This is a genomic window from Reyranella sp., assembly GCF_050185545.1.
GTDB lineage: Bacteria > Pseudomonadota > Alphaproteobacteria > Reyranellales > Reyranellaceae > Reyranella.
The window spans coordinates 1-24,060 of sequence record NZ_JBFWZI010000015.1 but is presented as its reverse complement, the minus strand read 5'-3'; the positions used below and the strand labels follow the sequence as shown (position 1 = coordinate 24,060).

22 protein-coding genes are annotated in these 24,060 nt (G+C 67.4%); 10 read left to right on the top strand and 12 right to left on the bottom strand.

Annotation, left to right across the window (positions count from 1 at the left end; genetic code table 11):
* Nucleotides 1-58: 58 nt before the first annotated feature.
* Entirely contained in the window at nt 59-1,222 is a 1,164-nt protein-coding gene (locus tag AB7O82_RS06290; RefSeq protein WP_428543936.1) for a M20 family metallopeptidase, read from the bottom strand.
* A 241-nt stretch (nt 1,223-1,463) separates the two neighbouring features.
* Nucleotides 1,464-2,708 carry a Zn-dependent hydrolase gene (locus tag AB7O82_RS06285; protein ID WP_428543934.1) on the bottom strand — a complete coding sequence of 415 codons (1,245 nt, stop codon included), beginning with the start codon at nt 2,706-2,708 and terminating at the stop codon, nt 1,464-1,466.
* An 82-nt stretch (nt 2,709-2,790) separates the two neighbouring features.
* On the opposite strand from AB7O82_RS06285, the gene puuE reads away from it, so the two are divergent.
* Nucleotides 2,791-3,702, top strand: a complete 912-nt coding sequence (gene puuE / locus AB7O82_RS06280; RefSeq protein ID WP_428543932.1) for an allantoinase PuuE — start codon at nt 2,791-2,793, stop codon at nt 3,700-3,702.
* Between the two features lie 43 nt (nt 3,703-3,745).
* Here puuE and trxC read toward each other — a convergent pair whose 3' ends face one another.
* A complete protein-coding gene (gene trxC, locus AB7O82_RS06275) occupies nt 3,746-4,192 on the bottom strand; it encodes a thioredoxin TrxC (RefSeq protein WP_428543930.1) in 447 nt (148 codons plus the stop codon).
* A 126-nt stretch (nt 4,193-4,318) separates the two neighbouring features.
* Between trxC and AB7O82_RS06270 the strand changes: the two genes are divergently transcribed.
* Nucleotides 4,319-5,146, top strand: coding sequence for a class II glutamine amidotransferase (locus AB7O82_RS06270; RefSeq protein ID WP_428543928.1), 828 nt, complete (start codon nt 4,319-4,321; stop codon nt 5,144-5,146).
* Here the strand turns inward: AB7O82_RS06270 and AB7O82_RS06265 are convergent.
* Nucleotides 5,101-8,319 carry an efflux RND transporter permease subunit gene (locus AB7O82_RS06265; RefSeq protein ID WP_428543926.1) on the bottom strand — a complete coding sequence of 1,073 codons (3,219 nt, stop codon included), beginning with the start codon at nt 8,317-8,319 and terminating at the stop codon, nt 5,101-5,103. The genes AB7O82_RS06270 and AB7O82_RS06265 overlap by 46 nt on opposite strands.
* Nucleotides 8,316-9,287, bottom strand: a complete 972-nt coding sequence (locus AB7O82_RS06260) for an efflux RND transporter periplasmic adaptor subunit (protein WP_428543924.1) — start codon at nt 9,285-9,287, stop codon at nt 8,316-8,318. The genes AB7O82_RS06265 and AB7O82_RS06260 overlap by 4 nt, the downstream gene beginning before the upstream one ends.
* Before the next feature lie 64 nt (nt 9,288-9,351).
* Between AB7O82_RS06260 and AB7O82_RS06255 the strand changes: the two genes are divergently transcribed.
* The 5 genes from AB7O82_RS06255 to AB7O82_RS06235 all read left to right on the top strand — a co-directional run bounded on the left by AB7O82_RS06255 (nt 9,352) and on the right by AB7O82_RS06235 (nt 13,558).
* Nucleotides 9,352-9,657, top strand: coding sequence for an ArsR/SmtB family transcription factor (locus AB7O82_RS06255; RefSeq protein ID WP_428543922.1), 306 nt, complete (start codon nt 9,352-9,354; stop codon nt 9,655-9,657).
* Between the two features lie 18 nt (nt 9,658-9,675).
* A complete protein-coding gene (locus AB7O82_RS06250) occupies nt 9,676-9,879 on the top strand; it encodes a YgaP family membrane protein (RefSeq protein ID WP_428543920.1) in 204 nt (67 codons plus the stop codon).
* A gap of 134 nt (nt 9,880-10,013) precedes the next feature.
* Complete coding sequence (locus AB7O82_RS06245) at nt 10,014-11,330, top strand: NAD(P)/FAD-dependent oxidoreductase (protein ID WP_428543918.1); 1,317 nt, start codon at nt 10,014-10,016, stop codon at nt 11,328-11,330.
* Nucleotides 11,331-11,371: 41 nt separating this feature from the next.
* Nucleotides 11,372-12,937, top strand: a complete 1,566-nt coding sequence (locus AB7O82_RS06240) for an AMP-binding protein (RefSeq protein ID WP_428618930.1) — start codon at nt 11,372-11,374, stop codon at nt 12,935-12,937.
* Between the two features lie 228 nt (nt 12,938-13,165).
* Nucleotides 13,166-13,558, top strand: a complete 393-nt coding sequence (locus AB7O82_RS06235; protein ID WP_428543914.1) for a hypothetical protein — start codon at nt 13,166-13,168, stop codon at nt 13,556-13,558.
* Between the two features lie 249 nt (nt 13,559-13,807).
* Here AB7O82_RS06235 and AB7O82_RS06230 read toward each other — a convergent pair whose 3' ends face one another.
* The 4 genes from AB7O82_RS06230 to AB7O82_RS06215 all read right to left on the bottom strand — a co-directional run bounded on the left by AB7O82_RS06230 (nt 13,808) and on the right by AB7O82_RS06215 (nt 18,722).
* Nucleotides 13,808-15,010 carry a pyridoxal phosphate-dependent aminotransferase gene (locus tag AB7O82_RS06230; protein WP_428543912.1) on the bottom strand — a complete coding sequence of 401 codons (1,203 nt, stop codon included), beginning with the start codon at nt 15,008-15,010 and terminating at the stop codon, nt 13,808-13,810.
* Nucleotides 15,011-15,019: 9 nt separating this feature from the next.
* A complete protein-coding gene (locus tag AB7O82_RS06225) occupies nt 15,020-15,868 on the bottom strand; it encodes a DMT family transporter (RefSeq protein WP_428543910.1) in 849 nt (282 codons plus the stop codon).
* A 476-nt stretch (nt 15,869-16,344) separates the two neighbouring features.
* Complete coding sequence (locus AB7O82_RS06220; RefSeq protein WP_428543908.1) at nt 16,345-17,484, bottom strand: amidohydrolase family protein; 1,140 nt, start codon at nt 17,482-17,484, stop codon at nt 16,345-16,347.
* 353 nt (nt 17,485-17,837) lie between these two features.
* Complete coding sequence (locus AB7O82_RS06215) at nt 17,838-18,722, bottom strand: LysR substrate-binding domain-containing protein (RefSeq protein WP_428543906.1); 885 nt, start codon at nt 18,720-18,722, stop codon at nt 17,838-17,840.
* Nucleotides 18,723-18,826: 104 nt separating this feature from the next.
* Here AB7O82_RS06215 and AB7O82_RS06210 point away from each other — a divergent pair, with 104 nt between their 5' ends.
* Nucleotides 18,827-19,531: a glutathione S-transferase family protein gene (locus AB7O82_RS06210; protein ID WP_428543904.1), complete on the top strand. Its 705-nt coding sequence runs from the start codon at nt 18,827-18,829 to the stop codon at nt 19,529-19,531.
* Between the two features lie 59 nt (nt 19,532-19,590).
* On the top strand, nt 19,591-20,049 hold the full coding sequence (locus AB7O82_RS06205; RefSeq protein WP_428543902.1) for a CHRD domain-containing protein: 459 nt from the start codon (nt 19,591-19,593) through the stop codon (nt 20,047-20,049).
* Nucleotides 20,050-20,052: 3 nt separating this feature from the next.
* On the opposite strand, the gene AB7O82_RS06200 is transcribed toward AB7O82_RS06205, so the two are convergent.
* Entirely contained in the window at nt 20,053-20,880 is an 828-nt protein-coding gene (locus AB7O82_RS06200; RefSeq protein WP_428543900.1) for an amidohydrolase family protein, read from the bottom strand.
* A gap of 66 nt (nt 20,881-20,946) precedes the next feature.
* On the opposite strand from AB7O82_RS06200, the gene AB7O82_RS06195 reads away from it, so the two are divergent.
* The gene (locus AB7O82_RS06195) at nt 20,947-21,753 is read left to right on the top strand and encodes a class I SAM-dependent methyltransferase (protein ID WP_428543898.1); all 807 of its coding nucleotides are present in this window, start codon (nt 20,947-20,949) and stop codon (nt 21,751-21,753) included.
* Nucleotides 21,754-21,973: 220 nt separating this feature from the next.
* Here the strand turns inward: AB7O82_RS06195 and AB7O82_RS06190 are convergent, their stop codons facing one another.
* Nucleotides 21,974-23,002: an aldo/keto reductase gene (locus AB7O82_RS06190; protein ID WP_428543896.1), complete on the bottom strand. Its 1,029-nt coding sequence runs from the start codon at nt 23,000-23,002 to the stop codon at nt 21,974-21,976.
* Nucleotides 23,002-23,886: a TauD/TfdA dioxygenase family protein gene (locus tag AB7O82_RS06185; protein WP_428543894.1), complete on the bottom strand. Its 885-nt coding sequence runs from the start codon at nt 23,884-23,886 to the stop codon at nt 23,002-23,004. The genes AB7O82_RS06190 and AB7O82_RS06185 overlap by 1 nt, the downstream gene beginning before the upstream one ends.
* Between the last annotated feature and the right edge of the window lie 174 nt (nt 23,887-24,060).

Below are 24,060 nucleotides of genomic sequence, written 5' to 3'. Positions count from 1 at the left end.
CGCGGTCCGGAAGAGCATGAGCGGGCGGGACGCCCGCGGTCCAGAAAGAAGATGAAGCTCACCGCACCGTGCCCGTCAGCCGCTGCACGACGTCGAGCTGGATCGCGGCCGCCTCGACCATCTCGGCGATTGGCACCGATTCGTTGGCGGCGTGGCCCTGTGCGCCCGAGCCGGGGCCGAAATTGATGATCTCGATGCCGTCGTCGGCGTAGTAGCGGCCGTCGCTGACGCCGGTGGCGTTGAGGAACTTCACCCTGCGCCCGGTCCGCGCCTTCACCGCGGCCTCGAAGGCGGCGACGGCGGCGCCGTTCTCCGGCGCAAAGAAGCCGTTGGTCCCTGTCAGGAACTCGACGGCGTAGAGCTTGCGCGGCTCGCCGACGCCGTCGACCACGCGCTTCAGCTCCTTGAAGGTGTCCTTCACCTTCTCGCCGGGCAGCAGGCGGCGGTCGATCTCGACGGTGCAGGCCGAGGGCACGACGTTGGTGTTGTGCCCGCCGTGGAACATGCCGATGTTCACGGTCGACTTCATCGCGCCGGCGACGCGCTTGGGCAGAACCTTGTCGTAGTGCGCCTGCAGCGCGCCGACCAGGCGCATCATGCGCAGGATGGCGTTGTCGCCGGCCGACGGGTTGCCGGCGTGCGCCGCCTTGCCCCGGGTGGTGATGCGCGCCCACATCACGCCACGCTCGGCCACGATCAGGTTGTTTTCGGTCTGTGCGCCCAGGATCAGCGCGTCGGGCCGCACCCGGCCGGAGTCGCGCAGGAACGACATGCCCTCGGGTCCGAGATTCTCCTCGTCGGCCACGAAGGTGAAGACGAGCTCGCCCCTGGCCGGCCCGCCGCGGCGCGCGATTTCCTCGGCGAGCCAGATCTGCACCGCCATGCTGCCCTTGCAATTGCCGGCGCCGAGCCCGTAGACCAGCCCGCCCTTGACCAGCGCCTTGAACGGATCGCTGCTCCAGTTGGCACGCTCGCCGACGCCCACCGTATCGACATGGGCGTTGAAGGCGACGACCGGCCCCTTCGCCTTGGCCTTGAGCTGCGCCACGACATTGTCGACGCCCTTGGTTCTGGCCGCGACCTCGACCTTGTAGCCGGCCTTCTTCAGGCGCTTCGCCGCATAGGCGCAGATCTCGACCGACGTGCCGGGCGGGTAGGGACTGGGCAGCGCAATCAGATCGGACAGGATGGCGACGAGCTCGGAGGCGGGTTTCTTGCGCACGGAGGGTCCTTGGTTGGGAGTCAGACTCTCCTCCCCAGCTTTGCTGGGGAGGTGTAGCCGTAACACGGCGACGGAGGGGTCATGGCTGGGAGCGCGCCACTCCTGCGCTCATGGGATGTGTGATCAACAAGAAGAGCGCCATCGGAGTGGCGCGCCCCCAGCCATGAATCATGACCCCCGTCGGCGAAGACGCCGACACCTCCCCAGCGAAGCTGGGGAGGAGAACGAGGAGCGGAATGAATCACCGGTTCGCCAGCTCGACCAGCACCTCGACCAGCACGCGGGTGCCGGCGGCGAGGTCGGCGGGGGTGGCGTTCTCGATTTCGTTGTGGCTGATGCCGCGCTCGCACGGCACGAAGATCATGCCGGCGGGACAGAGCCTGGCGATATGCATGGCGTCGTGGCCGGCGCCCGAGGGCATGTCCATATGGCTGAGGCCGAGCGCGCCTGCCTTGGCGCGCACCAGGTCGATGACGCGCGGGTCGAAGTCGGTCGGCGCCACGGCGGTCACACGCTCGATCCGCGCGACACAGGGCGCCGCGCGGCCGGCGACGATGTCGCGCAGCGTCTTCTCGTGTGCCTCGAGCACGGCATCCTGCGGATGGCGCATGTCGATGGTGAAGGTGGCCTTGCCCGGCACGGTGTTGGGCGAGCCGGGCTGGACCTCGACGCGGCCGATGGTGAAGCGCAGCGTGTCGTCGGCATCGGTCGTCGCCTCGTACATCGCCGCGGCGATACGCGTGGCTGCCGCGAACGCGTCCTTGCGGGCGGCACGCGGCGTGGTGCCGGCATGCGCTTCCTCGCCGTCGGTCTCGACGATGTAGCGGCGGCTGCCCTGGATGCCGGTGACGACGCCGATCGTCCTGCCGGCGTTCTCCAGCCGCGGCCCCTGCTCGATATGCGCCTCGACATAATAGTCGAGCGCGAAGCCCGGCTTGCCGTCGCGCATCGGCGCCGGCGCGGCGCCGAGCGTCTCGGCCAGTGCATCGGCGAGCTTCACGCCCTTCCAGTCCTTGACCGCCAGCATGGCGTCCAGCGCGTAGTGGCCGGCGAAGACGGCCGAGCCCATGGCGCCGGGCTGGAAGCGCGAGCCTTCCTCGTTGGTCCAGGCGACGGCGACGACGGGCCGCCTGGTCCGGACGCCCGCATCCTCCAGCGCTTCGAGCGCCTCGAACGCCGCGAGCACGCCATACATGCCGTCGAAGCGGCCGCCGGTCGGCTGGCTGTCCATGTGCGAGCCGCTCAGCACCGCCGCCGCCGCCGGGTCGCTGCCCTCGCGGCGCACGAACAGATTGCCGATGGCGTCCGTCGAGATCGAGAAGCCGCGCGCCTTTGCCCACGCGGCGAGCTGGTTGCGGGCCGCGGCATCCTCGGGCGACAGCGCCTGGCGGTTGACGCCGCCTTTGGGCGTGCCGCCGAGCCTCGCCATGTCGGCATGCCGCTGCCACAGACGATCTTCGCGCACTGCGTTCGCCAACGCGCTCATGCTGTCTCCCCGAACTTGTCCGGCGAGCTATAGCGGCGTCATAGTTGCCCTTCAATCGTCGGCGCTTTCCGGGGAATTCACCATGCACAGCCATCTCGACCGCGACTTCCTGGGGTACGGCCCCAACACCCCCGATCCGCAATGGCCGGGTGAGGCGCGGATCGCCGTGAGCTTCGTGCTGAACTACGAGGAAGGCGGCGAGAACAACATCCTGAACGGCGACGCCGCCTCCGAGGTGTTCCTGACCGAGACGCCGGGCGGCACGCCGATCCAGGGCGGCCGCGACCTGTCGACCGAATCGATGTTCGAGTACGGCAGCCGCGCCGGCTTCTGGCGCATCCTGCGCCTGTTCGCCGAGCGCGACATGCGCTTCACGTCATGGGCGATCGGCCGCGCGCTGGAGCTGAACCCGATCGCCGGCAAGGCGATGGCCCAGGCCGGCCACGAGGTGGCGAGCCACGGCTGGCGCTGGATCAACTACAAGGACTTTACCCTGGAGCAGGAGCTCCAGCACATGCGCCGCGCGGTCAAGGCGATCGCCGACACCGCCGGCAAGCCGCCGGTCGGCTGGTACACCGGCCGCTTCGGCATGCACACGCTATCGGCCGTGATCAAGCATGGCGGCTTTCTCTACTCGAGCGATTCGTATTCGGACGACCTGCCCTACTGGGTGAGCGTCGATGGCACGCCGCACCTGATCATTCCCTATACGCTCGAGGTGAACGACATGAAGTTCGCCGTGCCGCCCGGCTACACCGCCGGCGACGGCTGGCTGCAGGCGATGAAGGACAGCTTCGACCTGCTCTATGCCGAAGGCGCACGCAGCCCCAAGATGATGTCGATCGGCCTGCACTGCCGGCTGTGCGGCCGGCCGAGCCGCGCCGCCACCCTGGCGCGCTTCCTCGACTACGTCGCCTCCAAGCCCAAGGTGTGGGTGGCGACCCGCGAGGAGATCGCGCGGCACTGGATGACGGTGCATCCGGCCCAGGGGTGAGCACGGACACCTCCCCAGCTTCGCTGGGGAGGAAGGGATGGCGCTACCCGCCCAGCATCCGTCCGACCCAGCTCTCGATGCCGGCGGCGTCCATCGCGCCGGATTGGCGGCCGATCTCGCGGCCGTGCCTGAACAGGATCAGCGTCGGGATGCCGCGAATGCCGAACTGGCCGGCGAGGTCCCGCTCCTCGTCGGTGTTGACCTTGGCCAGCCGCACGGCCGGCTCGAGGCGGCTGGCCGCGCGCTCGAACTGCGGTGCCATGGCCTTGCACGGCCCGCACCAGGGTGCCCAGAAGTCGACCAGCAGCGGGATGTCGCTCTTTGCAGCATGCGATGGAAAGCTGGCTTGCGAGAGGGCGATGGGACGCCCTTCGAACAGGGGCGAACCGCATTGTCCGCACTTGCCCCGGCTGCCCGCCGCGAGCTTGTCGCCCGGAGCGCGATTCAGGGTGTTGCAGGCAGGACAGGCGACAATCAGTGCTTCCACCATGGACAGTCTCTCCAAAACCTCGAGTACATTGGTGCAACCGGATGCCGGCTGCCTTGACCGGAATCAATCATCCGGGCGCGGCTCTGCGCAGAATTGCAGCGGAGTGCTTCCTGCGGCGGGAGACCCATGTGTGAGCTGTTCTGCCTGTCCAGCCGGTGGCCGACCCGTGCCACCATCTCGTTGAAGGCGTTCGCGGCGCGCGGCGGCCTGGCCGGCCACACCCTCGATGGATGGGGTATCGCCTTCCACGATGGCCGTGACCTGCGACTCTACCGGGAACCCGAGCCGGCCGGCGACAGTGCGTGGCTCGCCTTCATCGAGGCGCGTCGCGTCTCCTGCAGGCTCCTCATCTCTCATATCCGACACGCCACCCGCGGTGGTCTGACACTCGCCAATACCCAGCCCTTTGCCCGCGAGCTCGGCGGGCGCATGCACCTGTTCGCCCATAACGGCCGCCTCGACGGCGTGGAGGCGCTGCTCGGCTCGAAACGGCGATTCAATCCCATCGGTGAGACCGATTCGGAGATCGCCTTCTGCCTGCTGCTCGAAGCCCTGTCGGGGCCGTGGGGCGACAGCGCCATCCCGTCGGTGGAAGCGAGGCTCGCCGTGGTCGGCGCCTTCGCCGCGACGATGCGAACCCTCGGTCCGGCCAATTTCCTCTACAGCGACGGCGAGCTCGTCTTTGCGCACGGCCATCGCCGAACCCAGGCCGGCGGCACCATTGCCCCGCCCGGACTGTGGTGCCTGCACCGCGACTGCGCGGTCGATCGCGACGCCCTCGCACCGGCGGGCCTCTCGATCGAGACGCCGCCCGGAGCACAGGAACTCACCCTCCTGGCCAGCGTGCCGCTCAGCGACGAGCCCTGGCGGCCGCTGGCGGAAGGCGAGATCGTCGTGATCGCCAAGGGTCAGGTGCTGCCGATCGGCCTGCCGTCGTCGCGCAGCCAGACATAGATCGCCGGTATCACCAGCACGGTGAGCGCGGTGGAGGAGGCGAGGCCGAACACCAGAGAGATCGCCAGTCCCTGAAAGATCGGGTCGGCCATGATAAAGGCGGCGCCGATCATCGCCGCCGCTGCCGTGAGAAAGATCGGCTTGAAGCGGATGGCGCCGGCATCGAGCAGCGCATCGCGCAGGCCCGCGCCTTCACGGCGTCGATGCTGGATGAAGTCGACCAGCAGGATTGAGTTGCGCACAATGATGCCGGCGAGCGCGATGAAGCCGATCATCGACGTTGCCGTGAAGGGCGCCCCCAGCATCCAGTGACCGAGCACGATGCCGATCAGCGTCAGCGGCACGGGAGTCAGGATCACCAGGGGCAGGCGGTAGGAGCCGAATTGGGCCACCACCAGCAGGTAGATGCCAAGGATGGCGACGGCGAACGCGGCGCCCATGTCGCGGAAGGTGACGTAGGTCACCTCCCACTCGCCATCCCACAGCAGCGACGGGCGGGACTCGTCGGACGGCTGGCCGTGATAGTGGATGGGCGGCGGCCCCGCCTTGCCCCAGTCGAGCCTGGCGATCTCGTCCTCGACGGCCAACATGCCGTAGATGGGTGCCTCGAAGCGGCCAGCCACCTCCGCCTGCACCATCTCGGCGAAGCGGCCGTCGCGGCGGAACAGCGTGTAGGAGGCGGGCTCGCGCGCCACCGTGACGACATCGCCCAGCTCGACATTGGCGCCGGCGCGGCGAGTGCCGCCTGCCGGCAGCGGCGTCGAGAGAATGCGTTCGCCCAGCCATTCGGAACTGCGGGGCAGCTTGACCACGATCTCGATCGGCTTCGTGCCATGACCGCGCTGGGAGAATCCGACCTTCACGCCGCCGATGATGGCGGCAATGGTGTCGTACACCGCCTGCTCGTCGACGCCGTGGAACTCGAGGCTCTCCTGGTTGATCGAGAAGCGCAGCCGCTCGGCAGGCCGATGGAGCGTGTCGTCGATATCGACCACGAACGGCACCTTGCGAAACGCCTCCTTCACCTTGAGCGCGGTGGCGCGCCGCGCCTCGGCGTCGGAGCCGTAGATTTCGGCGAGCAGCGTGGCGAGCACGGGCGGGCCCGGCGGCACCTCGACCACCTTCACCGCCGTACCGGCCGGCTTGGGCAGGTCGGCCAGCCGCTTGCGCACGTCCAGCGCAATGGCGTGGCTCGCACGCTTGCGGTCGCCCTTCGGCTGCAGGTTGACCTGCAAGTCTCCCTGTTCCGGGCTGTTGCGCATGTAGTAGTGGCGCACCAAGCCGTTGAAGTTGAACGGCGCGGCCGTGCCGGCATAGACCTGGATCGTGGTCATCTCCGGCAAGTCCTTCAGGCGCCCGGCAGCGGCCATCAGAAAGCGCTCGGTATCCTCCAGCGTGCTGCCCTGCGGCAGGTCGACCACGACCTGCAGCTCCGACTTGTTGTCGAAGGGCAGGAGCTTCACCGTGACGTCGCGCGTGACGAACAGGACGCACACGGCGGCGGTGGCCGCACCGACGGCGAGGACGAAGGCGATGGCGCGCCGCCGCCCGGTGAGCAGGGGGCGGGCGATCCTGAGATAGAAGCGGCCCAGCAGGTCGACCGAGCCGTGCGCGGGCGCCGCCTGCGGCGCTGCGAAATGCCGGCTGGCGAAGCGATAGAGCAGCCAGGGCGTGATCGTCACGGCGACGAAGAAGGAGAATACCATCGCCATCGAGGCATTGGCGGGGATCGGGCTCATGTAGGGGCCCATCAGGCCGGTCACGAACATCATGGGCAGCAGCGCCACGATGATGGTGAGCGTCGCCACGATGGTCGGGTTGCCGACCTCGGCCACGGCCTCGACCGCGACCGTCTCGAGGTCGGCGCCGCGCCGTGCCTGCCAGTGCCGGACGATGTTCTCGACCACGACGATGGCATCGTCGACCAGGATGCCGATCGAGAAGATGAGCGCGAACAGGCTGACGCGATTGATGGTGTAGCCCATCAGCCACGAGGCGAACAGGGTGAGCAGGATGGTGGTCGGGATCACCACCAGGACGACCAGGCCCTCGCGCCAGCCGACGGTGAAGGTGATGAGCAGGACGATCGACACCGTGGCGAGCCCGAGATGGAACAAGAGCTCGTCGGCCTTCTCGGTGGCGGTCTCGCCGTAGTCGCGGCTGACCGTCACCGCGATGTCGTCGGGCACCAGTCGTCCCTGGACCGCCTTCAGTCGGGCCAGCAGGTCGTCGGCCACCACGACTGCGTTGGCGCCGCGCCGCTTGGCGAAGGCCACTGTCACCAGCGGCCGCCGCTCGAGCTCTCCCGAGGCGCCGCGGGTGAGAGTCCAGCCGCGATGGCCGGTCTCGGCTGCGCCGACGATCACCGTTGCGACGTCCTTGACGTAGACTGGCCGGCCATCGCGCGACGTGATCAGCAGCAGGCCGATGTCCGGCACGCCCTGCAGGGTCTGCCCGGCGACGATCGGCACGTTCTTGTCGAGCTGCCGGAAGGCGCCGACCAGGAACGAGCGGTTGGCGTTGGCGAGCTTGTCGACCAGCTGGTTCAGCGTGATGCCATAGAGGGCCAGGCGTTCGGGGTCGGGCTCGACGCGGATCTGGTTGGGGCTGCCGCCGACGATGTAGCTCAGCCCGACATTGTCGACCTTGATCAGCTCGTGCCGGAGCTCGTCGGCGATCTGGAACAGGCCGTTGTCCGTCCAGTGCGCCGCCGAGGCCGGCTTCGGCTCCAGGGTGACGGTCACGATCGCCACGTCGTTGATACCGCGGCCGATGATCAGAGGCTCCGGGATGCCCTTGGGAAGGTCGGCGATATTGGCGCGAATCTTCTCGTGGATGCGCAGCAGCGCGGTGTCCTCCTCGGTGCCGACGTAGAACCGCGCGGTGACCAGCACGGCGTCGTCCTGCGTCGAGGAGTAGACGTGCTCGACGCCGTTGATGCCCTTGATGATGTCCTCGAGAGGCTTGGTGATGAGCTCTACCGCGTCGTCGGCCTTGTAGCCGTTGGCGGTGACGAGAATGTCGACCATCGGCACGCTGATCTGGGGCTCCTCCTCGCGCGGCAGCGCCAGCAGGGCCAGGCTGCCGACGATCAGCGCCGTCACCAGGAAGAGCGGCGTGAGCGGCGAGCGGATCGAGGCGCGGGTCAGGATGCCGGATATGCCGAGCTTCATGGCCGGACCACCGCATCGCCTTCCTTGGCACCGGCCAGTATCTCGACGCCGCTGTCGGTCGGCATGCCGACCTGGACGACCACCTCGGTGCCATCCTTCAGCTTGAGGTAGCTGACGCCGAATCGGCGGTAGACGTATTCCGCCGGCACCACCAGCGCATCGCGCCGGCCGGTGGCGACGTAGACGCGCGTGCGCTCGCCGACGAAGTAGTCGCCCAGGCCCTCGACGACCGCATCCGCCATCACCCGACCCTGGTCGATCTGGGGATAGACCAGGGTCACGCGTCCGCGTCGCAGCACCTCCTGCTCCTGCTGCTGCAAGCCTCGGGCGCCCACCAGGATGGTGTCGCCCGGCTTGAGGAAGCGGGCGTGGCGCTCGGGAAGCTGCAGCCGCAGGATGTAGTTGTCGGCGGCCAGCGTGGCGATGGTCTCGCCGGGCAGCACGACGCTGCCCACCGCCACCGGCACGGCGAGAACCCGTCCGGCGCCCGGTGCGAGCACGGCGCCTTCCGTCGATTGCTGCTCGACGACCTCGCGGTCGGAGCGCAAGGCCTGGAGGGTGCGCTCGGCCATGTCGAGCCGCGTGCGCGCCTGGTCGAGCTGTGCCTGGGAGATGGTGCCGGACCCGCGCAGCTGCTGCATGCGATTGAAGTCAATCTGGGCCTGCTCGCGGTTCGCCTTCTGGGCCTCCATTCGCGACTCCAACGCCTGTATCTGCAGGGCGAGCTTGGGGTCGACGACCAGGGCCAGCTGGTCGCCGGCGGCGACCCGATCGCCTTCGCGCACGGTCAGACTGGTGATCGTGCCGCCGAGGCGGGCGCGCGCCTTGAGTTCGCGCACCGGCTCGACGGTCGCGATCACGGCCTTGCGGTCGTCGACCTGCTGGCGGACGACCGCGTGTTGTGCCGATGCCGGCTGGCCGATTGTGACCACCAGGGCCACGGCGACGAAAGCGGCGTTGCGGATCATTCTCGTGACTTTCTCGAAGGGGCAGCTCTTGACGGATATATGAGCAGTAACTAATTTAGCAAGCATGAATGTCGAAGACATCAAGGCCAAGGCCGGAGAGGCGGCGAGCTTCCTGAAGGCGATGGCCAACGACCGCCGCCTGATCGTCCTCTGCGAGCTGGTGAAGGGGGAGCGGACGGTAGGTCAGCTGGGGGACGTCTCCGGCCTCAGCCAGTCGGCGCTGTCGCAGCATCTCGCCAAGCTGCGCGAGGCCAGGCTGGTCGGCACGAGACGGGAATCCCAGACGATCTACTACTCGCTCGCCAATCCCGGCGTGAAAAGCCTGATCGGCGTTCTCTACGACCTCTATTGCCGGCCGCGCCGGCGGTGATTGCGAAAGGAGCCATCCATGTCCATTGATCGCGCTGTCATGGCCCTCGCGGGCTTCATGATCCTGGCCAGCCTGGTGCTGAGCCAGCTCCATAGTCCCTACTGGCTGCTGTTCACCGCCTTCGTCGGACTGAACATGCTGCAATCGGCTTTCACCGGCTTCTGCCCGGCCGCCATCATCTTCAAGCGTCTCGGCCTGAGGACGGGCTGCGCGTTCTCGTGACGCCGGGCGGCACTGTCGAAACCGTCTTGCCATGGCGCGCACGGTGCCGCAGGCGCGCCACGACACCTTGATGCACATCAACGTGCGGCATCCGGCGGCTGTTCACGCTGCATCATTCGAGATTGGAGGCGTACATGCCTAGAATCATCGTCCTTGGGGCCGGCATCGGCGGCATATCGATGGCCTACGAGCTCAGGGAGAAGGTCGGACGTCACGCCGAAATCCTGGTCGTCTCCGACTCCGAATGGTTCCACTTCGTGCCGTCCAACCCTTGGGTGGCGCTGCGCTGGCGCAAGCCGGAGGACATCAAGATCCGGCTCCCCGATCTGCTCGCCAAGTTCGGGATTGGCTTCGACGCGACGGGCGCCAGGCGCGTTCTGGCGGCGGAGGACGCCATCGAGCTGAACGATGGCCGCAAGCTCGCCTACGACTACCTGGTGATCGCCACCGGACCGGCGCTCGCCTTCGACGAGGTTCCCGGACTGGGCCCACAGGCCAACAGCGTCTCTATCTGCCACGTCGATCATGCGGCGTCAGCGGCCGAGCGCTGGGAGCGCTTCTGCGAGGATCCCGGCCCGATTGTCGTCGGCGCCGTGCAAGGAGCGTCCTGCTTCGGCCCAGCGTACGAGTTCGCCTTGATGATCAACACGGAGTTGCGCCGGCGCAAGATCCGCGACCGCGTTCCGATGACCTTCGTCACCTCCGAACCCTACATCGGTCATCTCGGGCTGGGCGGGGTCGGCGACACCAAGGGTCTCCTGGAATCGCTGCTGCGCGACTGCGACATCCGCTGGCTTACCAGCACCCGCATCGACCGCCTCGATGCCGACGCGGTGCAGTGCACCGAGGTAGCGGCCGATGGCAAGCCCGGGCAGCAGCACAGCCTGCCCGCCAAGCTCAGCATGTTCATCCCGGCTTTCCGCGGCGTCGCCTGCCTGATGGGTGATGACGGCAAGGGCCTGCCCGGATTGGCCAATCCGCGCGGTTTCGTGCTGGTCGACGAGCTGCAGTGCAATCCGACCTATCGCAACGTATTCGCGGTCGGCGTTTGCATCGCCATCCCACCCTACGAGCAGACCCCGGTCCCCGTGGGCGTGCCCAAGACCGGCTACATGATCGAGTCGATGGTCACGGCGGTGGCCGAGAACATCGCCGCCCTGGTCGCCGGCAAGCAGCCGACGCAGCATCCGTCGTGGAATGCGGTCTGCCTGGCCGACTTCGGCAACAGCGGGGTGGCCTTCGTGGCCTTGCCGCAGATCCCGCCGCGCAATGTCAACTGGTCGGGCCAGGGCTATTGGGTGCACGCCGCCAAGGTGGGCTTCGAGAAGTACTTCCTCCACAAGGTGCGCAGCGGCGCCAGTGAGCCCGGCTACGAGCGTCTGATCATGAAGATGCTGGGCATCGGCAAGCTCAAGTCCGAGCCCGGTCGATCGTCGAGGAACGCAGCGTGAGCCCGTCGCCGGACGGTTGAGCGCGTGCTACAAGCCGGCGCATGGATGAACTCGTCATGCAGGCGCCGACTGGCATCAGCCTGGTGCTGCGCGCCTTGGCGCGTTTCCCCGACCGCAAGGCCTTCGTCTGGGACGACGGCAGGCTGACCTACCGTGCCGCTTCGGATCTGATCGGCCGGCTGCAAGCGGCGATGGTAGCGGCCGGGCTGGCCAAGGGACAGACCGCAGCCTTCCTCAGTGCCAACAGCGCCGAGACCTGGTGTGCCGGCGTGGCGGCCGGGGGGCTCGGCCTGCTCTCGACCTGGCTGCATCCGCTCGGCGCGCTCGGCGATCATCTCGACGTCATCGAGGATTCGGGCGCGACGGTGCTGATCGTCGATCCGCGCACCCACGGCGAGCGCGGCGCCGAGCTCGCGGCCAAGGCGGCCGATCGTCTGGCCGTCGTGCTCACCATGGGCAAGGCCGCGTTCGGCCGCGACGTGATGGCGGCCGCCGAGACGATCGGCGCTGCCACGCCGATCGATGTCAGCCATCCCGACGACTACGCGATTCTCAATTATACCGGCGGCACCACCGGCAAATCGAAGGGCGCGATCCGCCGCCATCGCTCGAGCGTGGCCTCGACCCTGGCGATCGCCGCCGACTTCGAGTTTCCCGCGACGCCGCGCTATCTCGCGGCGGCGCCGATCACCCATGTCTCGGGCACCAAGGTGGTGCCCTCGCTGCTGCGCGGCGGCACCATCCATCTGCTGAAGGGCTTCGATCCCGAGAGGTTCCTCGCCACCATCGAGCGCGAGCGCATCAATTTCACCTTGATGGTGCCGACGATGATCTACGTGCTGCTGGATCATCCGCGGCTGGACAAGACCGACCTCGCGTCGCTCGAGCTCGTCCTCTACGGCGCCTCGCCGATGTCGCCGACGCGCCTGGTCGAGGGTCTCGAGCGGATCGGCCCGGTGTTCAGCCAGCTCTACGGCCAGACCGAATGCTATCCGGTGAGCGTGCTCGGCCGGGCCGATCACGATGCGGCGCGGCCTGAGCTGTTCGCCTCGTGCGGCTTCCCGGTCGCCGCCTGCAGCGTCAGCCTGCGCAACGAGGCCAACGAGGAAGTGGCGCAAGGCGAGGCGGGCGAGATCTGCGTGCGCGGGCCGCACACCATGGAGCGCTACTGGAAGCGGCCCGAGCAGACCGAGGAAGCCTTTGCCGGCGGCTGGCTGCACACCGGCGACATCGCGCGCGCCGACGAGCGCGGCTACCTCTACATTGTCGATCGCAAGAAGGACATGATCGTGTCGGGCGGCTTCAACATCTATCCACGCGAGGTCGAAGACGTTCTGTCCTCGCATCCGGACGTGGCGATGGCCGCGGTGATCGGCGTGCCGCACGAGAAGTGGGGCGAGGCGGTGACCGCCCTGATTGTGACAAAACCGGGAACTCAACCCGCCGCCGATGCATTGATGCAGCATGTCCGCGAACGCAAGGGCGGCACGCACACGCCCAAGCAGATCGAGTTCGTCGACGCGTTGCCTCTCACCGCCGTCGGCAAGGTCGACAAGAAGGTGCTGCGCGCGAAGTACTGGAGCGGCCGGTCACGACAGGTCGGTTGATCGCGGCCTGCGTGAATCTTCACGACGATCACCAAAAGAACTCACGCAGGTTCATGACGCGTTCTCGCTTCGGTCCCGTTGCGCCGCACCCTATGTGGATTTTGTGGGTTTACCCGACGCCGCGAATCGTGGAAACACTGAGCGGTGGTGATGACAAGAATACGCTCATCCATCGGTCTCGCGACGACCGCCCTCGCTCTGTGCGCGTGCAAGCCGCAAGAGCAGCCCATGAACCTCGTGTCGTACTCGATGCACGACGCGCTGAAATCGGAGATCGACGAGCGCAAGGACGAGATGCTGCGCCAGCTCGCCCATTGCGAGTCGGGTGGTTCGGGGCCATCCGAGCGGCCGATCTATGGCGGCCGCGGCGTCTATCTCGGTCGCTTCCAGTTCTCCGTGAACACGGTGATCGGCTACCAGCGCAAGCGCGACGGCACGCAACTCACCGGCCGCGAAGCCTCCGAGCTGGCGCATGACTACGAGCGTGCCATGGATCTGGCGAAGTACATGATCTTCGAGCTCGAGGAGCCCTGGCACTGGCCCTTGTGCTCGCGCAAGATCGGCCTGCGCGACCAGATGGCCCACATCAAGACGCTGTCGATGCAGGCGCAGGCGCGCTGATCTTTCTTGTGGACCGCGGCGTCTCGGGCTTCTCCTCCCCAGCTTCGCTGGGGAGGTGTCCGCGTCTTCGTGGATGGAAGGGGCATGAATCTGGACCGCGGGCGTCTCGCCCGCTCATGCTCATCAATCATGAATCATGAGCGGGCGAGACGCCCGCGGTCCAAGAGACCATGACCCTTCCGTCGCCGAAGACGGCACCTTCCCGGCAGAGCTGGGGAGGAGAATCGGGACGCCCGTGGGCCGCAGCGCTCACTTGAGCTCGGCGCAGAACTCCTGGATGCGGCGGCAGCCTTCGCGCAGGCTCGCCATGTCGGTCGCGTAGGAGATGCGGAAATACGGGCTCATGCCGTACGCCGCGCCTTGCACCGTGGCGACGTGCTTCTCTTCCAGCAACGCCGTGACGAAGTCGGTGTCGGTCGCAAGCTTGCGGCCGCCCCGGGTGGTCTTGCCGATACAGCCTGCGATGTTGGGGAAGACATAGAACGCGCCTTCGGGCTTGTGACAAGTGATGCCGCGCGCCTCGCGCAGCATGGCCACCACCTCGTCGCGGCGCCGGCAATAGTCGGCCGCGCGCTCGGCGATCAGCTCCTGCGGGCCCATCAGCGCGGCGGTCGCCGCGGCCTGGCTGATGGTCGAGATGCCCGAGCCTATCTGGCCCTGCATGTTGGTCATCGCCGCGATCATGGGCTTCGGTCCGCCGGCGAAGCCGACGCGCCAGCCGGTCATGGCGTAAGCCTTCGAGGCGCCGTTCACAGTCAGGGTGCGCTCGCGCAGCCGGGGCTCGACCTCGGCGATGGTGCAGAAACCGAAGCCGTCATAGACGAGATGCTCGTAGACGTCGTCCGACATGATCAGCACGTGCGGATGCGCCAGCAGCACCTCGGCGATCTCCTTCATCTCGGCGCGCGAGCACACCGCGCCGGTCGGGTTGTTGGGGAAATTCAGCACCGTCCACTTGGTGCGCGGCGTGATGGCGGCCTCGAGGTCGGCGGCGCGCAACTTGAAGTGATTGTTCTCCGGGCACGACACCGGCACCGGCCTGGCGCCGGCGATCACCGCCTGGTCGGCGTAGGAGATCCAGCCCGGCGCCGGGATGATCACCTCGTCGCCCGGGTTCACGCTCGCCATCAGCGCGTCGTACATGATCTGCTTGCTGCCGTTGCTGACCATGATCTCGTCGAGCGCGTAGTCGAGCTTGTTGTCGCGCTTGAACTTGTGCTGGATCGCCTCCTTGAGGGGCCTTGTGCCGTCCATCGGCGGGTACTTGGTGTCGCCGGCCAGGGCCGCCTCGTGTGCCGCCTCGATGGCGTGCGCCGGGGTCGGGAAGTCCGGCTCGCCCGACGACAGGCCGACGATCTTGACGCCCGTGGCGCGCAGTTCCCGCACCTTGCGGGTCATCGCGGCCGAGGCCGACACCTTGACGTTTCTGAGACGCTCGGCGACTTCGAACATGGTTCTCTTCTAGTCCTTCTTGTTGATCACGAGCGCGATGCCGCCCAGGATCGCCGCCGAGGCCAGCAACAGCCGGAGCGTGACCGGCTCGGCGAGTAGCATTGCTCCCCCGATCGCCGCAATGGCCGGAACGCTGAGCTGGATTGTGGCGGCGGAGGTTGCGCGCAGTGCCGGCAGCGCGGCGTACCACAGCACGTAGCCCAGACCCGAGGTCACGGCGCCCGACAGCGCCGCATAGAGCGCGCCCATGAAATCGCTGTCGACGCGGCCGAATGTGCTCAGGATCAGCAGGGCGGCGAATGGCACGGAGCGCAGGAAATTGCCGCCGGTCGCCGCGATCGGCTCGCCGGCCGACCTTCCGAGCAGCGAGTAGACGCCCCACGCCGCGCCCGCCAGCAGCATCATGATCGCGGCGGCGATTGGCGGCGCGGCGAGGCCCGGCAGCAGCAGGCCGACCAGGCCCGCCGCCGCGACGATCAGGCCGGTCAGCCGCAGGCCGTGAAAGCGCTCGCCCCGCCACAGGCCGTAGCCGGTCATGGTGAACTGAACGGCGCCGAACAGCAGCAGCGCGCCGGTCGCCGCCGTGAGGTCGCGATAGGCGAACGAGAAGAACGCCGCATAGGCCGACAACATGGCCGCCATCGGCCAGCTGCCGCCCGATGTCGGGCTGACGCCGCGCAGGCGCAGAATGGCGACCAGGATCAGCGCCCCCGATACCAGCCGGATCGCGGTGAAGCTCGCCGCATCGATGGTCGTGCTGGTGAGCGCCAGCCGGCACAGGATCGAGTTGCTGGCAAAGGCCAGCATCGCCAGCACGGTGAGCAGGGCGACGCGCGGGGCGGCGGCGGGAGGGTTCATTCCTCTCGAATACTCCTCCCCAGCTCCGCTGGGGAGGTGTAGCCGTCACACGGCGACGGAGGGGTCATGGGCCGGGAGCGCCAACCTCGCCGAAAAAGGGCGTCATGCGCTGGGAGCGCGCCACTCCGATGGCGCTCTTCTTGATGACTACACATCCCATGAGCGCCATCGGGAGTGGCGCGCTCATAGGCGCTAACTTTGGCCGGTCCAGCAAAGTCCTCATCCTGAGGAGGTCGCGTAGCGACCGTCTCGAAGGATGCGCGACAGACCAGATTGCTGGAATAGCGGTGTTGCAACATCGGATTTGTTGCCGGCCCTTCGAGACGCGGCCTCCAGGCCGCTCCTCAGGGTGAGGTCCCTTTGTAAGTTAAGTTAGCGCCTATGAGTGGCGCGCTCCCAGCCACGAGACTCATGACCCCTTCGTCGGCGAAGACGCCGACCCCTCCCCAGCTCCGCTGGGGAGGAGCAGAGTGTCGTCAGTTGCTCAGGCGGTAGAGCTTCATCGCGTTGTCGCGCGTGATCTTGCGCCGCGTTTCGGCCGACACGCCGGCGAGCTCGCGGTCGAGGAATTCCTGCGAGTCGGGCCAGATCCCGTCGGGGTGCGGGTAGTCGGAGCCCCACATCACGTTGTCCTCGCCCAGCACGTCGAGCAGGCGGATGCCGATCGGGTCGGTCTGGTAGGTGGCGTAGAATTGCCGGTACCAGTATTCGCTGGGCTTCATCTTGAGCTCGAGATCCTTGAACTGGTCCTCCCATTCGAGGTCCATGTGCTGCAGCACGTAGGGGATCCAGCCCAGCCCCGCCTCGCCGATGACGATCTTGAGGTTGGGATAGCGCTCGGGCGCGCCCGAGTAGATCAGCGACATCAGCATGTAGCTCATGTGCATCTGGAAGTTGGTGATCTGCGCGGCCTGCACGCGGCGCACGACGTAGTGCGGCAGCTTGCTGGTGTCGGGCGAGCGCCCGCCGATGGTGTGGAAGTGGATTGGGATGCCGGTCTCGTGAGCGCATTTCCACAACGGCTCCCAGAAGGGATCCCACAGCGGCGTCATGTCGGGCCGGTTGGCGACATCGAAACCGCGCACGCCGCGCTTGGCGTTGCGCATCATCTCGGCGACCGAGTCTTCCATGTTGTAGCCGGGAATGTTGGCCAGCCCGATCAGCCGGTCTGGCGCCGCCTTGCAGAAATCATGCAGCCAGTCGTTGTAGATGCGCAGCATCTCGAGCGCGGCCTCGGGATCGTTCAGCCGGCCGCTCGAGCCCAGGACGCCGTAAAGGATCTCGGCCTGCACGCCGTCACGGTCCTGGTCCTTCAGGCGCAGGCCCGGCTCGGTGAGGCGGCGCACGCCCTTCTTGCCGTCGTCGTAGAGGCCGGTCGAGGCCATGCGATCGGAGCGGTGGATCACACCGGGCACATATTCGCGGCCGGCCGATCCCATGCCGTTCATCAGCCCGAACTTCGCGCCCTTGGCGCTGACCCATTCCGGCCCTTTCGGGCCCTCGACCACGTGGGGCATGCGGTCCTTGAGCTCGGACGAGGCGTTCGCGGTGAACAGGTCGGGCGGCAGCCAGATCAGATCGACATGACCGTCGGCGGAGATGACATCGTACTTCATGGATACAACCTCCGGAGTGACGTCGAGCATGCGCCCTTGCAGCCACCTCGTCGAGGGAGGATGGCAACGTCGTTGTTTCGACAGTCGGCACGGTGTGGTGTCCAGCGCGGATCCTCACGCGTCGGGTGCGAGGCCGTCCACGAGGCAAGGATGGTGTCATGGCTCGGTGCTGGGGGCGCGCCTCTCATAGCCGCTCACTTTGACGCAAGAGGGCGTCGTTTGCTGGGAGCGCGCCACTCCGATGGCGCTCCCAGGATGTGTGATCGACAAGAAGAGCGCCACCGGAGTGGGCGCGCTCCCAGCGAAGACCATCGAACCGCGCACGTTCACTGCCGGACGGACGGACTCTCGCATCAGGAATCGTGGGCGATCAGGAAACCGATGACCGCGCGCACCGCGGGAAGCTGGCCGCGACGGTGGGGCGTCAGGATGGTCGTCGTCACGTCGCCCGCCCGCCAGGCGGGCAGCACCCGCGCCAAGGCGCCGCTTTCGAGCTGGTCGCGACATATGTGTTCGGGAACCGGGGCGATGCCCAGGCCTGCGAGGGCGGCGCCGAGCAGCATCGTCGATTCGTCCGCCGCCATCCGCAGCCGCGGCGCCACCACCGCTTCATCGCCGGACTCGTTGCGCAGTCGCCAGGTGGTCGCGATCTCGTTCGCCAGCAACCCGTCATGGCTGGCGAGATCGTCCGGACAGCGCGGCGCACCGCGGGCTGCAAGATACGACGGCGCGGCGACCAGCACGATCGGCTGCACGCGCAGCCGACGCTGCACGAGGCCGGAGTCGGGCAGGGGAGAAAAGTGGCTGCGCACGGCGACGTCGAAGCCCTCCTGCACGAGATCGACGAAGCGGTCGCTGGCATGAAGCACCAGTCGAATCTTCGGATGGAGCTCTGCAAATCGTGGCAACCGGCGGACGAACTCGAACTGCATGGTCGGAATGGAAGCGGTCATGCGCACGGTGCCGCTGGGCTCCGCCAGGCGCCGTTGCACCGCCATCTCGGCGCTCTCGACCTCGATCTGAACGGCGCGGGCATGCTGGTAGATCTCGCGCCCGAGCTCGGTCAGCACGAAGCTGCGCGACGTCCGCTGCACCAGCCGTGCGCCGAGCGCCGCCTCGAGGGCGGCCAGGCGCTTGCTGAGAGTCGATTTGGGCAGGTTCAAGCGCCGTGCCGCGGGCGCGAAGCCGCCGCTTTCGACGGCTTGGGCAAACAGGAGGAGATCGCTCGGGCTGACCATTCATCGTCCACACGTGTGGACGACAAGTCTCCATTGATGCGACTACCACGTCAAAGTCCACGTGCTTACTTGGTCGAGGCGTCAATTCCAGCACGGAGACCTCAATGGACCCCATCCTGTTCTACGGCGTTCCGGCCGGCTGCTCGTTCGGTGCGATCGTCGCGCTCGAATGGTCGGGCCGGCCCTATCGCCTGTGCCGCATCGAGATGCCTGCCGTCGTCGCCAGTCCGGCCTATCGTCGATTCAATCCGCTGGGGGAGACTCCGACCTTTCTGAGCGATACCGGCGAGGTCTTCAGCCAGAGCCTCGCCATCCTGCAGCACATTGCGCGATCCTCGAGCGATCCGCGCATGGGCCCTGGTCCCGCGACGCCCGACTTCGACCGGCTGATCGAAAGTCTCTCCTTTCTCCACACCAGTTTATTCAGCGCGTTCAGCCCGCTCTGGCAGGCATTCGAGGGTGCCGAGGAAGGCGAGAAAGAGGTGCTGCGCGCCATCGGGCGTCGCCGGGTGCGCAAGGCGTTCGATCAACTGGCGCGTCTGCTGGGCGGGCGGACGTGGCTGGTCGGCGATGGGCCGACCGTGGCCGATGCGTATTTCATGGCGATCGTTCGCTGGAACGACTTCCACAAGGTCCTCGATCCGGCTGACCACCCGACCCTGGAGGCGCTGCGGGCGCGACTGGAGCGCGAGCCGGCGGTGCAGTTTGCGCTGGCGGTGGAGCACGGCCAGGAAGCCAGGAGCAGCGGCCAGTTCCGCGGCCATGTCGCGCTGGCGGAGGCGTCAAGGGGCGCGCGCCTCGCGGCATGATCGCCCGCCAGGGAGACGGCCGGCGGTTCATGCGTATGATGGGAGGGGAGACCTGATGCATGACCGCCGCCGCCGTTGCCCGCGCCGCTCTGGCCCTGACCATCCTCATCGCCGCGGGCTGCTCGGCCGATCTCGGCGAGCCCAGGGTGGCGAAGACCGACTTCCGCGCCACGCTGAGCGGCGCCGGCGAGGTGCCGCCGACCGACAGCCGCGCCTGGGGCTACTTCGAGGCGGTCTATCGGCCATCGACCAAGGTGCTCGAGTATCGCCTGAACCTGGTCGGGCTAAGCAGCCCGATCACCATGGGCTACCTGCAGGGACCGGCCGGCCCCGGTGAGAATGCCCAGCAGGTCGCGCCGATCAACATCCCGATCTACGACTACACGATCTGGGATGGCGTCACGCTCACCGACCAGCAAGCCGTCGAGGTGCTGGCCGGCCGCTGGTACGTCAACGTGCTGACGGTGAACCATCCCGACGGCGAAGTGCGAGGGCAGATAATGCCGCTGAAGAAGTAGCGACTAGTCGAAATTGTAGTTCCAGCCGATCCATTCGCAAAGGCCGCGGCCCATGACCTGCTCGAGGTCGTTCCCCTTGAGCCACGGCAGCTCCTCCGTGAACATGGTCACGCACTGGCGCCAGGTGCAGGGCATCCTCGTGATGTCAGTGCCCCAGAAGAATCGCTTGGGACCGTAGGCGTCGAAGATGCGATGCAGCCCGTCGTGCAGGTTCCGGAACGGGTAGGGTTGGGTCGAGTAGCCCGGTGCACCGGTCGCCTTGACCGCGACGTTGGGCAGCCTGGCGAGCGCGCACAGCTCGTCGAGCTTGCCGAACGCCGCCGCGTCTTTCTCGAGCCGCAGCAGGCCGCAATGGTCGATGATCAGCTTCAGCTGCGGATGCGCCTCGGCGATCTTCCTGAACTGTGGCAGGAACAGCCCGGCCATGGTGGCCACGGGAAGTCCTTCCTTCTCGGCGGCCGGCCACACCCAGTCGAGCTTGCCCTCGTGCAGCGCCTTCTGCTGGTCGGGATAGAGCAGGGCCCAGCGCAGGCCCATCATGCCCGGCTGGTTGCGCCAGCCGACGATGCGCTTGCGGCTTTCGGGATCGTCGAGCGGGAACTGGCCCATCACGGCGAAGCGGTCGGGATACTTCTTCGCCGACTCGACGGCGTAGGCGTTCGAGTCGGGGTCCCAGCTGTAGGGCGGATGGATCAGCGCGGCGTCGACGCCCGCCTCGTCCATCTCCTTCAGTGCCTCTTCAGCTGTGTACTTCGGCACTTTGCGATGCAGGCCGGATGGCGGCGTGACGGTCTGGGTCCAGATGTGGATCTGGGCGTCGATGATCTTCATGGCGTTTCACCTGGGGCGCGCGATTGATTGTGCTATCATTCTGCGCCAATTCGGCGGAGCAATTCCATGGCGACCACCGACAAGCTGTTCGCAGGCTCGATCCCCGAAATTTACGATCGGCTGCTCGTTCCCCTGATCTTCGAGTCCTGCGCCCGCGACCTCGCCGAGCGGATGGCCGCCACGAAGCCGGCGACCGTCCTGGAGGTCGCGGCGGGCACCGGCGCGTTGACCCGGGCCCTGGCGTCGCGCCTTCCCGAGGCGCGGATCGTCGCGACCGATCTCAACCAGCCAATGCTCGACAGGGCGGCTGAGCGGCAGCCGGCCGGCCGGGTCGAATGGAAGCAGGCCGACGCGCTGGCGCTGCCGTTCCCGGAGGCGAGCTTCGACGCCGTCGCCTGCCAGTTCGGCGCGATGTTCTTTCCCGACAAGGTGCAGGGTTATCGCGAGGCGCGCCGCGTGCTGAAGGGCGGTGGCCGATACCTGTTCAACGTGTGGGACCGGATTGCCGATAACGAGTTCGCCGATGTCGTCACCGAGGCGCTTGCGGCGGTGTTTCCGGACGATCCACCACGCTTCATGGCGCGGACGCCGCATGGCTATCACGACGTTGCGCTCATCCGACGCGAGCTCGAGGCGGCAGGCTTCGCTGGCATCGAAGTGGATGCCGTGGACGGCGTGAGCAAGGCATCCTCGCCGCGCATCCCCGCGATCGCCATCTGCCAGGGCACGCCGCTGCGCAACGAGATCGAGGCACGCGACGCCGCGCGGCTGGAGGAAGCGACCGAGCGGGCGGCGGAAGCCGTGGCCCGGCGTTTCGGTAACGGCGCCGTCGAAGGGCGCATCAGGGCGCTGGTGATAACGGCCCGGCGCTGACCTGCCAGGGCTATCGCATATGAAAAAGCCGTCTTCCCGAGCGGAGCCGAGCCCCTCGAGTTCCTCGGGATAAACTCCGCGAGGCGTTGTGGAGGGACCTTTCTTGTTGCGGCATCAGCAAGAAAGGTCCCTCGACTGCGCCGTCCTGCGGGCGGCTTCGCTCGGGATGACGGTATTTTCCCCAAATGCGATAGGCCTGCGGTGACCGCGGAGAAACCGGTCAGTTCGGCGTCGGCGAGGCCGGATCGATCAGGTTCTCGCGCTTGAGCTCGCTCCACAGCTCGCTCGGCAGCTTGACCGACATGCGAGCCGCATTCTGCTTCACCTCGGCGACGCTGAGCGCGCCGGGAATCACCGAGCACACGGCCGGATGGAACAGCGGGAACTGCAGTGCTGCCGCACCGAGCTCGACGTTGTGACGCTGGCAGATCGCCTCGATCTTCTGCGCCTTCTCGATGAGATTGGCCGGTGCCGGGGCATAGTCGTGCGTGGCGCCGGGCTTCACGCCGCCGGTCAGGATGCCGGAATTGTACGGGCCGCCCAGGATCACCGAGACGCCGCGCTTGACGCACTCGGGCAGGAATTCGCCGAGTCCGCCCTGCTCGAGCAGGGTGTAGCGGCCGGCCAGCAGCATGCAATCGAAGTCGCCGGCCTGGATGAAGCGCAGGCTGGTGTCGGCCTCGTTGATGCCGACGCCGATAGCACCGATCACGCCGGCACGGCGCAGCTCGTCGAGCGCCTTGTAGCCCGAGTCCATCACCGTCCTGAATCGTTCCTCGAGCACGGCGCGGTCCTTGGTGGTCCAGAAATCGACGTCGTGCACCAGGGCGATGTCGATGCGGGCGATGCCGAGGCGGAGGTGCGAATGCTCGAGCGAGCGCATGACTCCGTCGTAGGTGTAGTCGAACACCGGAGCGAAGCCGGGCAGGCCGTTGTCGCGAAAATCGGCCGGCGGCTGCTCGCCGGGCTTCATGGCATGGAGGATGCGGCCGATCTTGGTCGACAGGACGTAGCCGTCGCGCGGCTTGCCGCGCAACGCCGCGCCCATGCGCAGCTCGCTGCGTCCGTAGCCGTAATAGGGTGAGGTGTCGAAGTAGCGGACGCCGGCCTCGTAGCCCTGGTTGGTGATCGCCAGCGCCTTGGACTCCGAGATCGTGGCGCGGAAGCCGCCCATCGGTGCGCCGCCGAGACCGAGCGTGGTGACTTCGACCTTGGTGCGGCCGACCCGGCGGCGGGGAAGGTTGGACATCAGGCGGCCTCCTGCGCGACGGTCGGGCCGTCGCTGCGGGTTGTCGTGCGGCGCATGTCGCGCACGAGGGTGAGATCGTCGAAGCGGCGCACCCGATGCATGGTGGTGCGGTTGTCCCACATCACCAGGTCGTGCTGCGTCCAGCGATGGACGTAGACGAAAGCGGGCTGCGTCGCGTGCTCGATAAGATCGCGGATGAAGGCCATCGCCTCGGGCCGCGGCCAGCCGACGATGGCGCCGATATGGGCCGACAGGAACAGCGATTTGCGGCCGCTCACCGGATGGGTGCGCACCAGGCGCTGCAAGACCGGTTTCATCGACACGCGCTCGTCGGGCAGGAAATCGGAGAAGCCGAGCTGCTGGCGCGAATAGATCAGCGAATGCTCGCAGACGAGGTTCTCGACCTCGGCCTTGGCCCGCGCATCGAGCGCGTCGTAGGCGGCGCGCATGTCGGCGAACTCGGTGTTGCCGCCCGCCGTGGTGACGATGCGGCCGCTCAGGATCGAGTAACGCGCCGGCACGGCGCGGAACGAGGCATCGGAATGCCACAGGCGGTTGCCCAGCGAGGCCATGCGCCGGCGGTTGTCGCGCGCCAGCCTGGTGCCATCCTTGTCGAGATTGGAGACATCGGCGAAGGCCGGTGCGAGGCGCAGCTCGGCATTGCGTACCGTGCTGTTGGCGCCTTCCTCGAGCGGCCCGAAGTTGCGCGTGAAGGCAAGCTGCTGCTCGTCGGTGATGTCCTGCCCAGGCAGCACGAGGACGGCATGGCGGTCCATGCCGGCCTCGACGGCGGAAACCTCGGCCTGCGACAGGGGTGCACGCGCATCGATGCCGGCCATGCGCGCGCCGATGTGCGGCGTGAGGGGCGTGATCGAGATAGGCATGTTTTAACTATAACGCCGCCGGGTCATGCGTGGGAGGAAACCCAGCTACAGCGATGAGGCTCTTCCTTGGACCGCGGGCGTCCCCCCCCCGCAAGAATCATTCATGAGCGGGCGGGCCGCCCGCGGGCCAAGGAATAGCATGAGCGCCACAGGAGTGGCGCCCACAAAGGCGCA

What these genes read in the sequence shown, in the direction of transcription:
- AB7O82_RS06285 (WP_428543934.1), bottom strand. Translation starts at nt 2,708, where the DNA reads ATGAGCGCGTTGGCGAACGCAGTGCGCGAAGATCGTCTGTGGCAGCGG.
- puuE (WP_428543932.1), top strand. Translation starts at nt 2,791, where the DNA reads ATGCACAGCCATCTCGACCGCGACTTCCTGGGGTACGGCCCCAACACC.
- trxC (WP_428543930.1), bottom strand. Translation starts at nt 4,192, where the DNA reads ATGGTGGAAGCACTGATTGTCGCCTGTCCTGCCTGCAACACCCTGAAT.
- AB7O82_RS06270 (WP_428543928.1), top strand. Translation starts at nt 4,319, where the DNA reads ATGTGTGAGCTGTTCTGCCTGTCCAGCCGGTGGCCGACCCGTGCCACC.
- AB7O82_RS06265 (WP_428543926.1), bottom strand. Translation starts at nt 8,319, where the DNA reads ATGAAGCTCGGCATATCCGGCATCCTGACCCGCGCCTCGATCCGCTCG.
- AB7O82_RS06260 (WP_428543924.1), bottom strand. Translation starts at nt 9,287, where the DNA reads ATGATCCGCAACGCCGCTTTCGTCGCCGTGGCCCTGGTGGTCACAATC.
- AB7O82_RS06255 (WP_428543922.1), top strand. Translation starts at nt 9,352, where the DNA reads ATGAATGTCGAAGACATCAAGGCCAAGGCCGGAGAGGCGGCGAGCTTC.
- AB7O82_RS06250 (WP_428543920.1), top strand. Translation starts at nt 9,676, where the DNA reads ATGTCCATTGATCGCGCTGTCATGGCCCTCGCGGGCTTCATGATCCTG.
- AB7O82_RS06245 (WP_428543918.1), top strand. Translation starts at nt 10,014, where the DNA reads ATGCCTAGAATCATCGTCCTTGGGGCCGGCATCGGCGGCATATCGATG.
- AB7O82_RS06240 (WP_428618930.1), top strand. Translation starts at nt 11,372, where the DNA reads ATGGATGAACTCGTCATGCAGGCGCCGACTGGCATCAGCCTGGTGCTG.
- AB7O82_RS06235 (WP_428543914.1), top strand. Translation starts at nt 13,166, where the DNA reads ATGAACCTCGTGTCGTACTCGATGCACGACGCGCTGAAATCGGAGATC.
- AB7O82_RS06230 (WP_428543912.1), bottom strand. Translation starts at nt 15,010, where the DNA reads ATGTTCGAAGTCGCCGAGCGTCTCAGAAACGTCAAGGTGTCGGCCTCG.
- AB7O82_RS06225 (WP_428543910.1), bottom strand. Translation starts at nt 15,868, where the DNA reads ATGAACCCTCCCGCCGCCGCCCCGCGCGTCGCCCTGCTCACCGTGCTG.
- AB7O82_RS06220 (WP_428543908.1), bottom strand. Translation starts at nt 17,484, where the DNA reads ATGAAGTACGATGTCATCTCCGCCGACGGTCATGTCGATCTGATCTGG.
- AB7O82_RS06215 (WP_428543906.1), bottom strand. Translation starts at nt 18,722, where the DNA reads ATGGTCAGCCCGAGCGATCTCCTCCTGTTTGCCCAAGCCGTCGAAAGC.
- AB7O82_RS06210 (WP_428543904.1), top strand. Translation starts at nt 18,827, where the DNA reads ATGGACCCCATCCTGTTCTACGGCGTTCCGGCCGGCTGCTCGTTCGGT.
- AB7O82_RS06205 (WP_428543902.1), top strand. Translation starts at nt 19,591, where the DNA reads ATGACCGCCGCCGCCGTTGCCCGCGCCGCTCTGGCCCTGACCATCCTC.
- AB7O82_RS06200 (WP_428543900.1), bottom strand. Translation starts at nt 20,880, where the DNA reads ATGAAGATCATCGACGCCCAGATCCACATCTGGACCCAGACCGTCACG.
- AB7O82_RS06195 (WP_428543898.1), top strand. Translation starts at nt 20,947, where the DNA reads ATGGCGACCACCGACAAGCTGTTCGCAGGCTCGATCCCCGAAATTTAC.
- AB7O82_RS06190 (WP_428543896.1), bottom strand. Translation starts at nt 23,002, where the DNA reads ATGTCCAACCTTCCCCGCCGCCGGGTCGGCCGCACCAAGGTCGAAGTC.
- AB7O82_RS06185 (WP_428543894.1), bottom strand. Translation starts at nt 23,886, where the DNA reads ATGCCTATCTCGATCACGCCCCTCACGCCGCACATCGGCGCGCGCATG.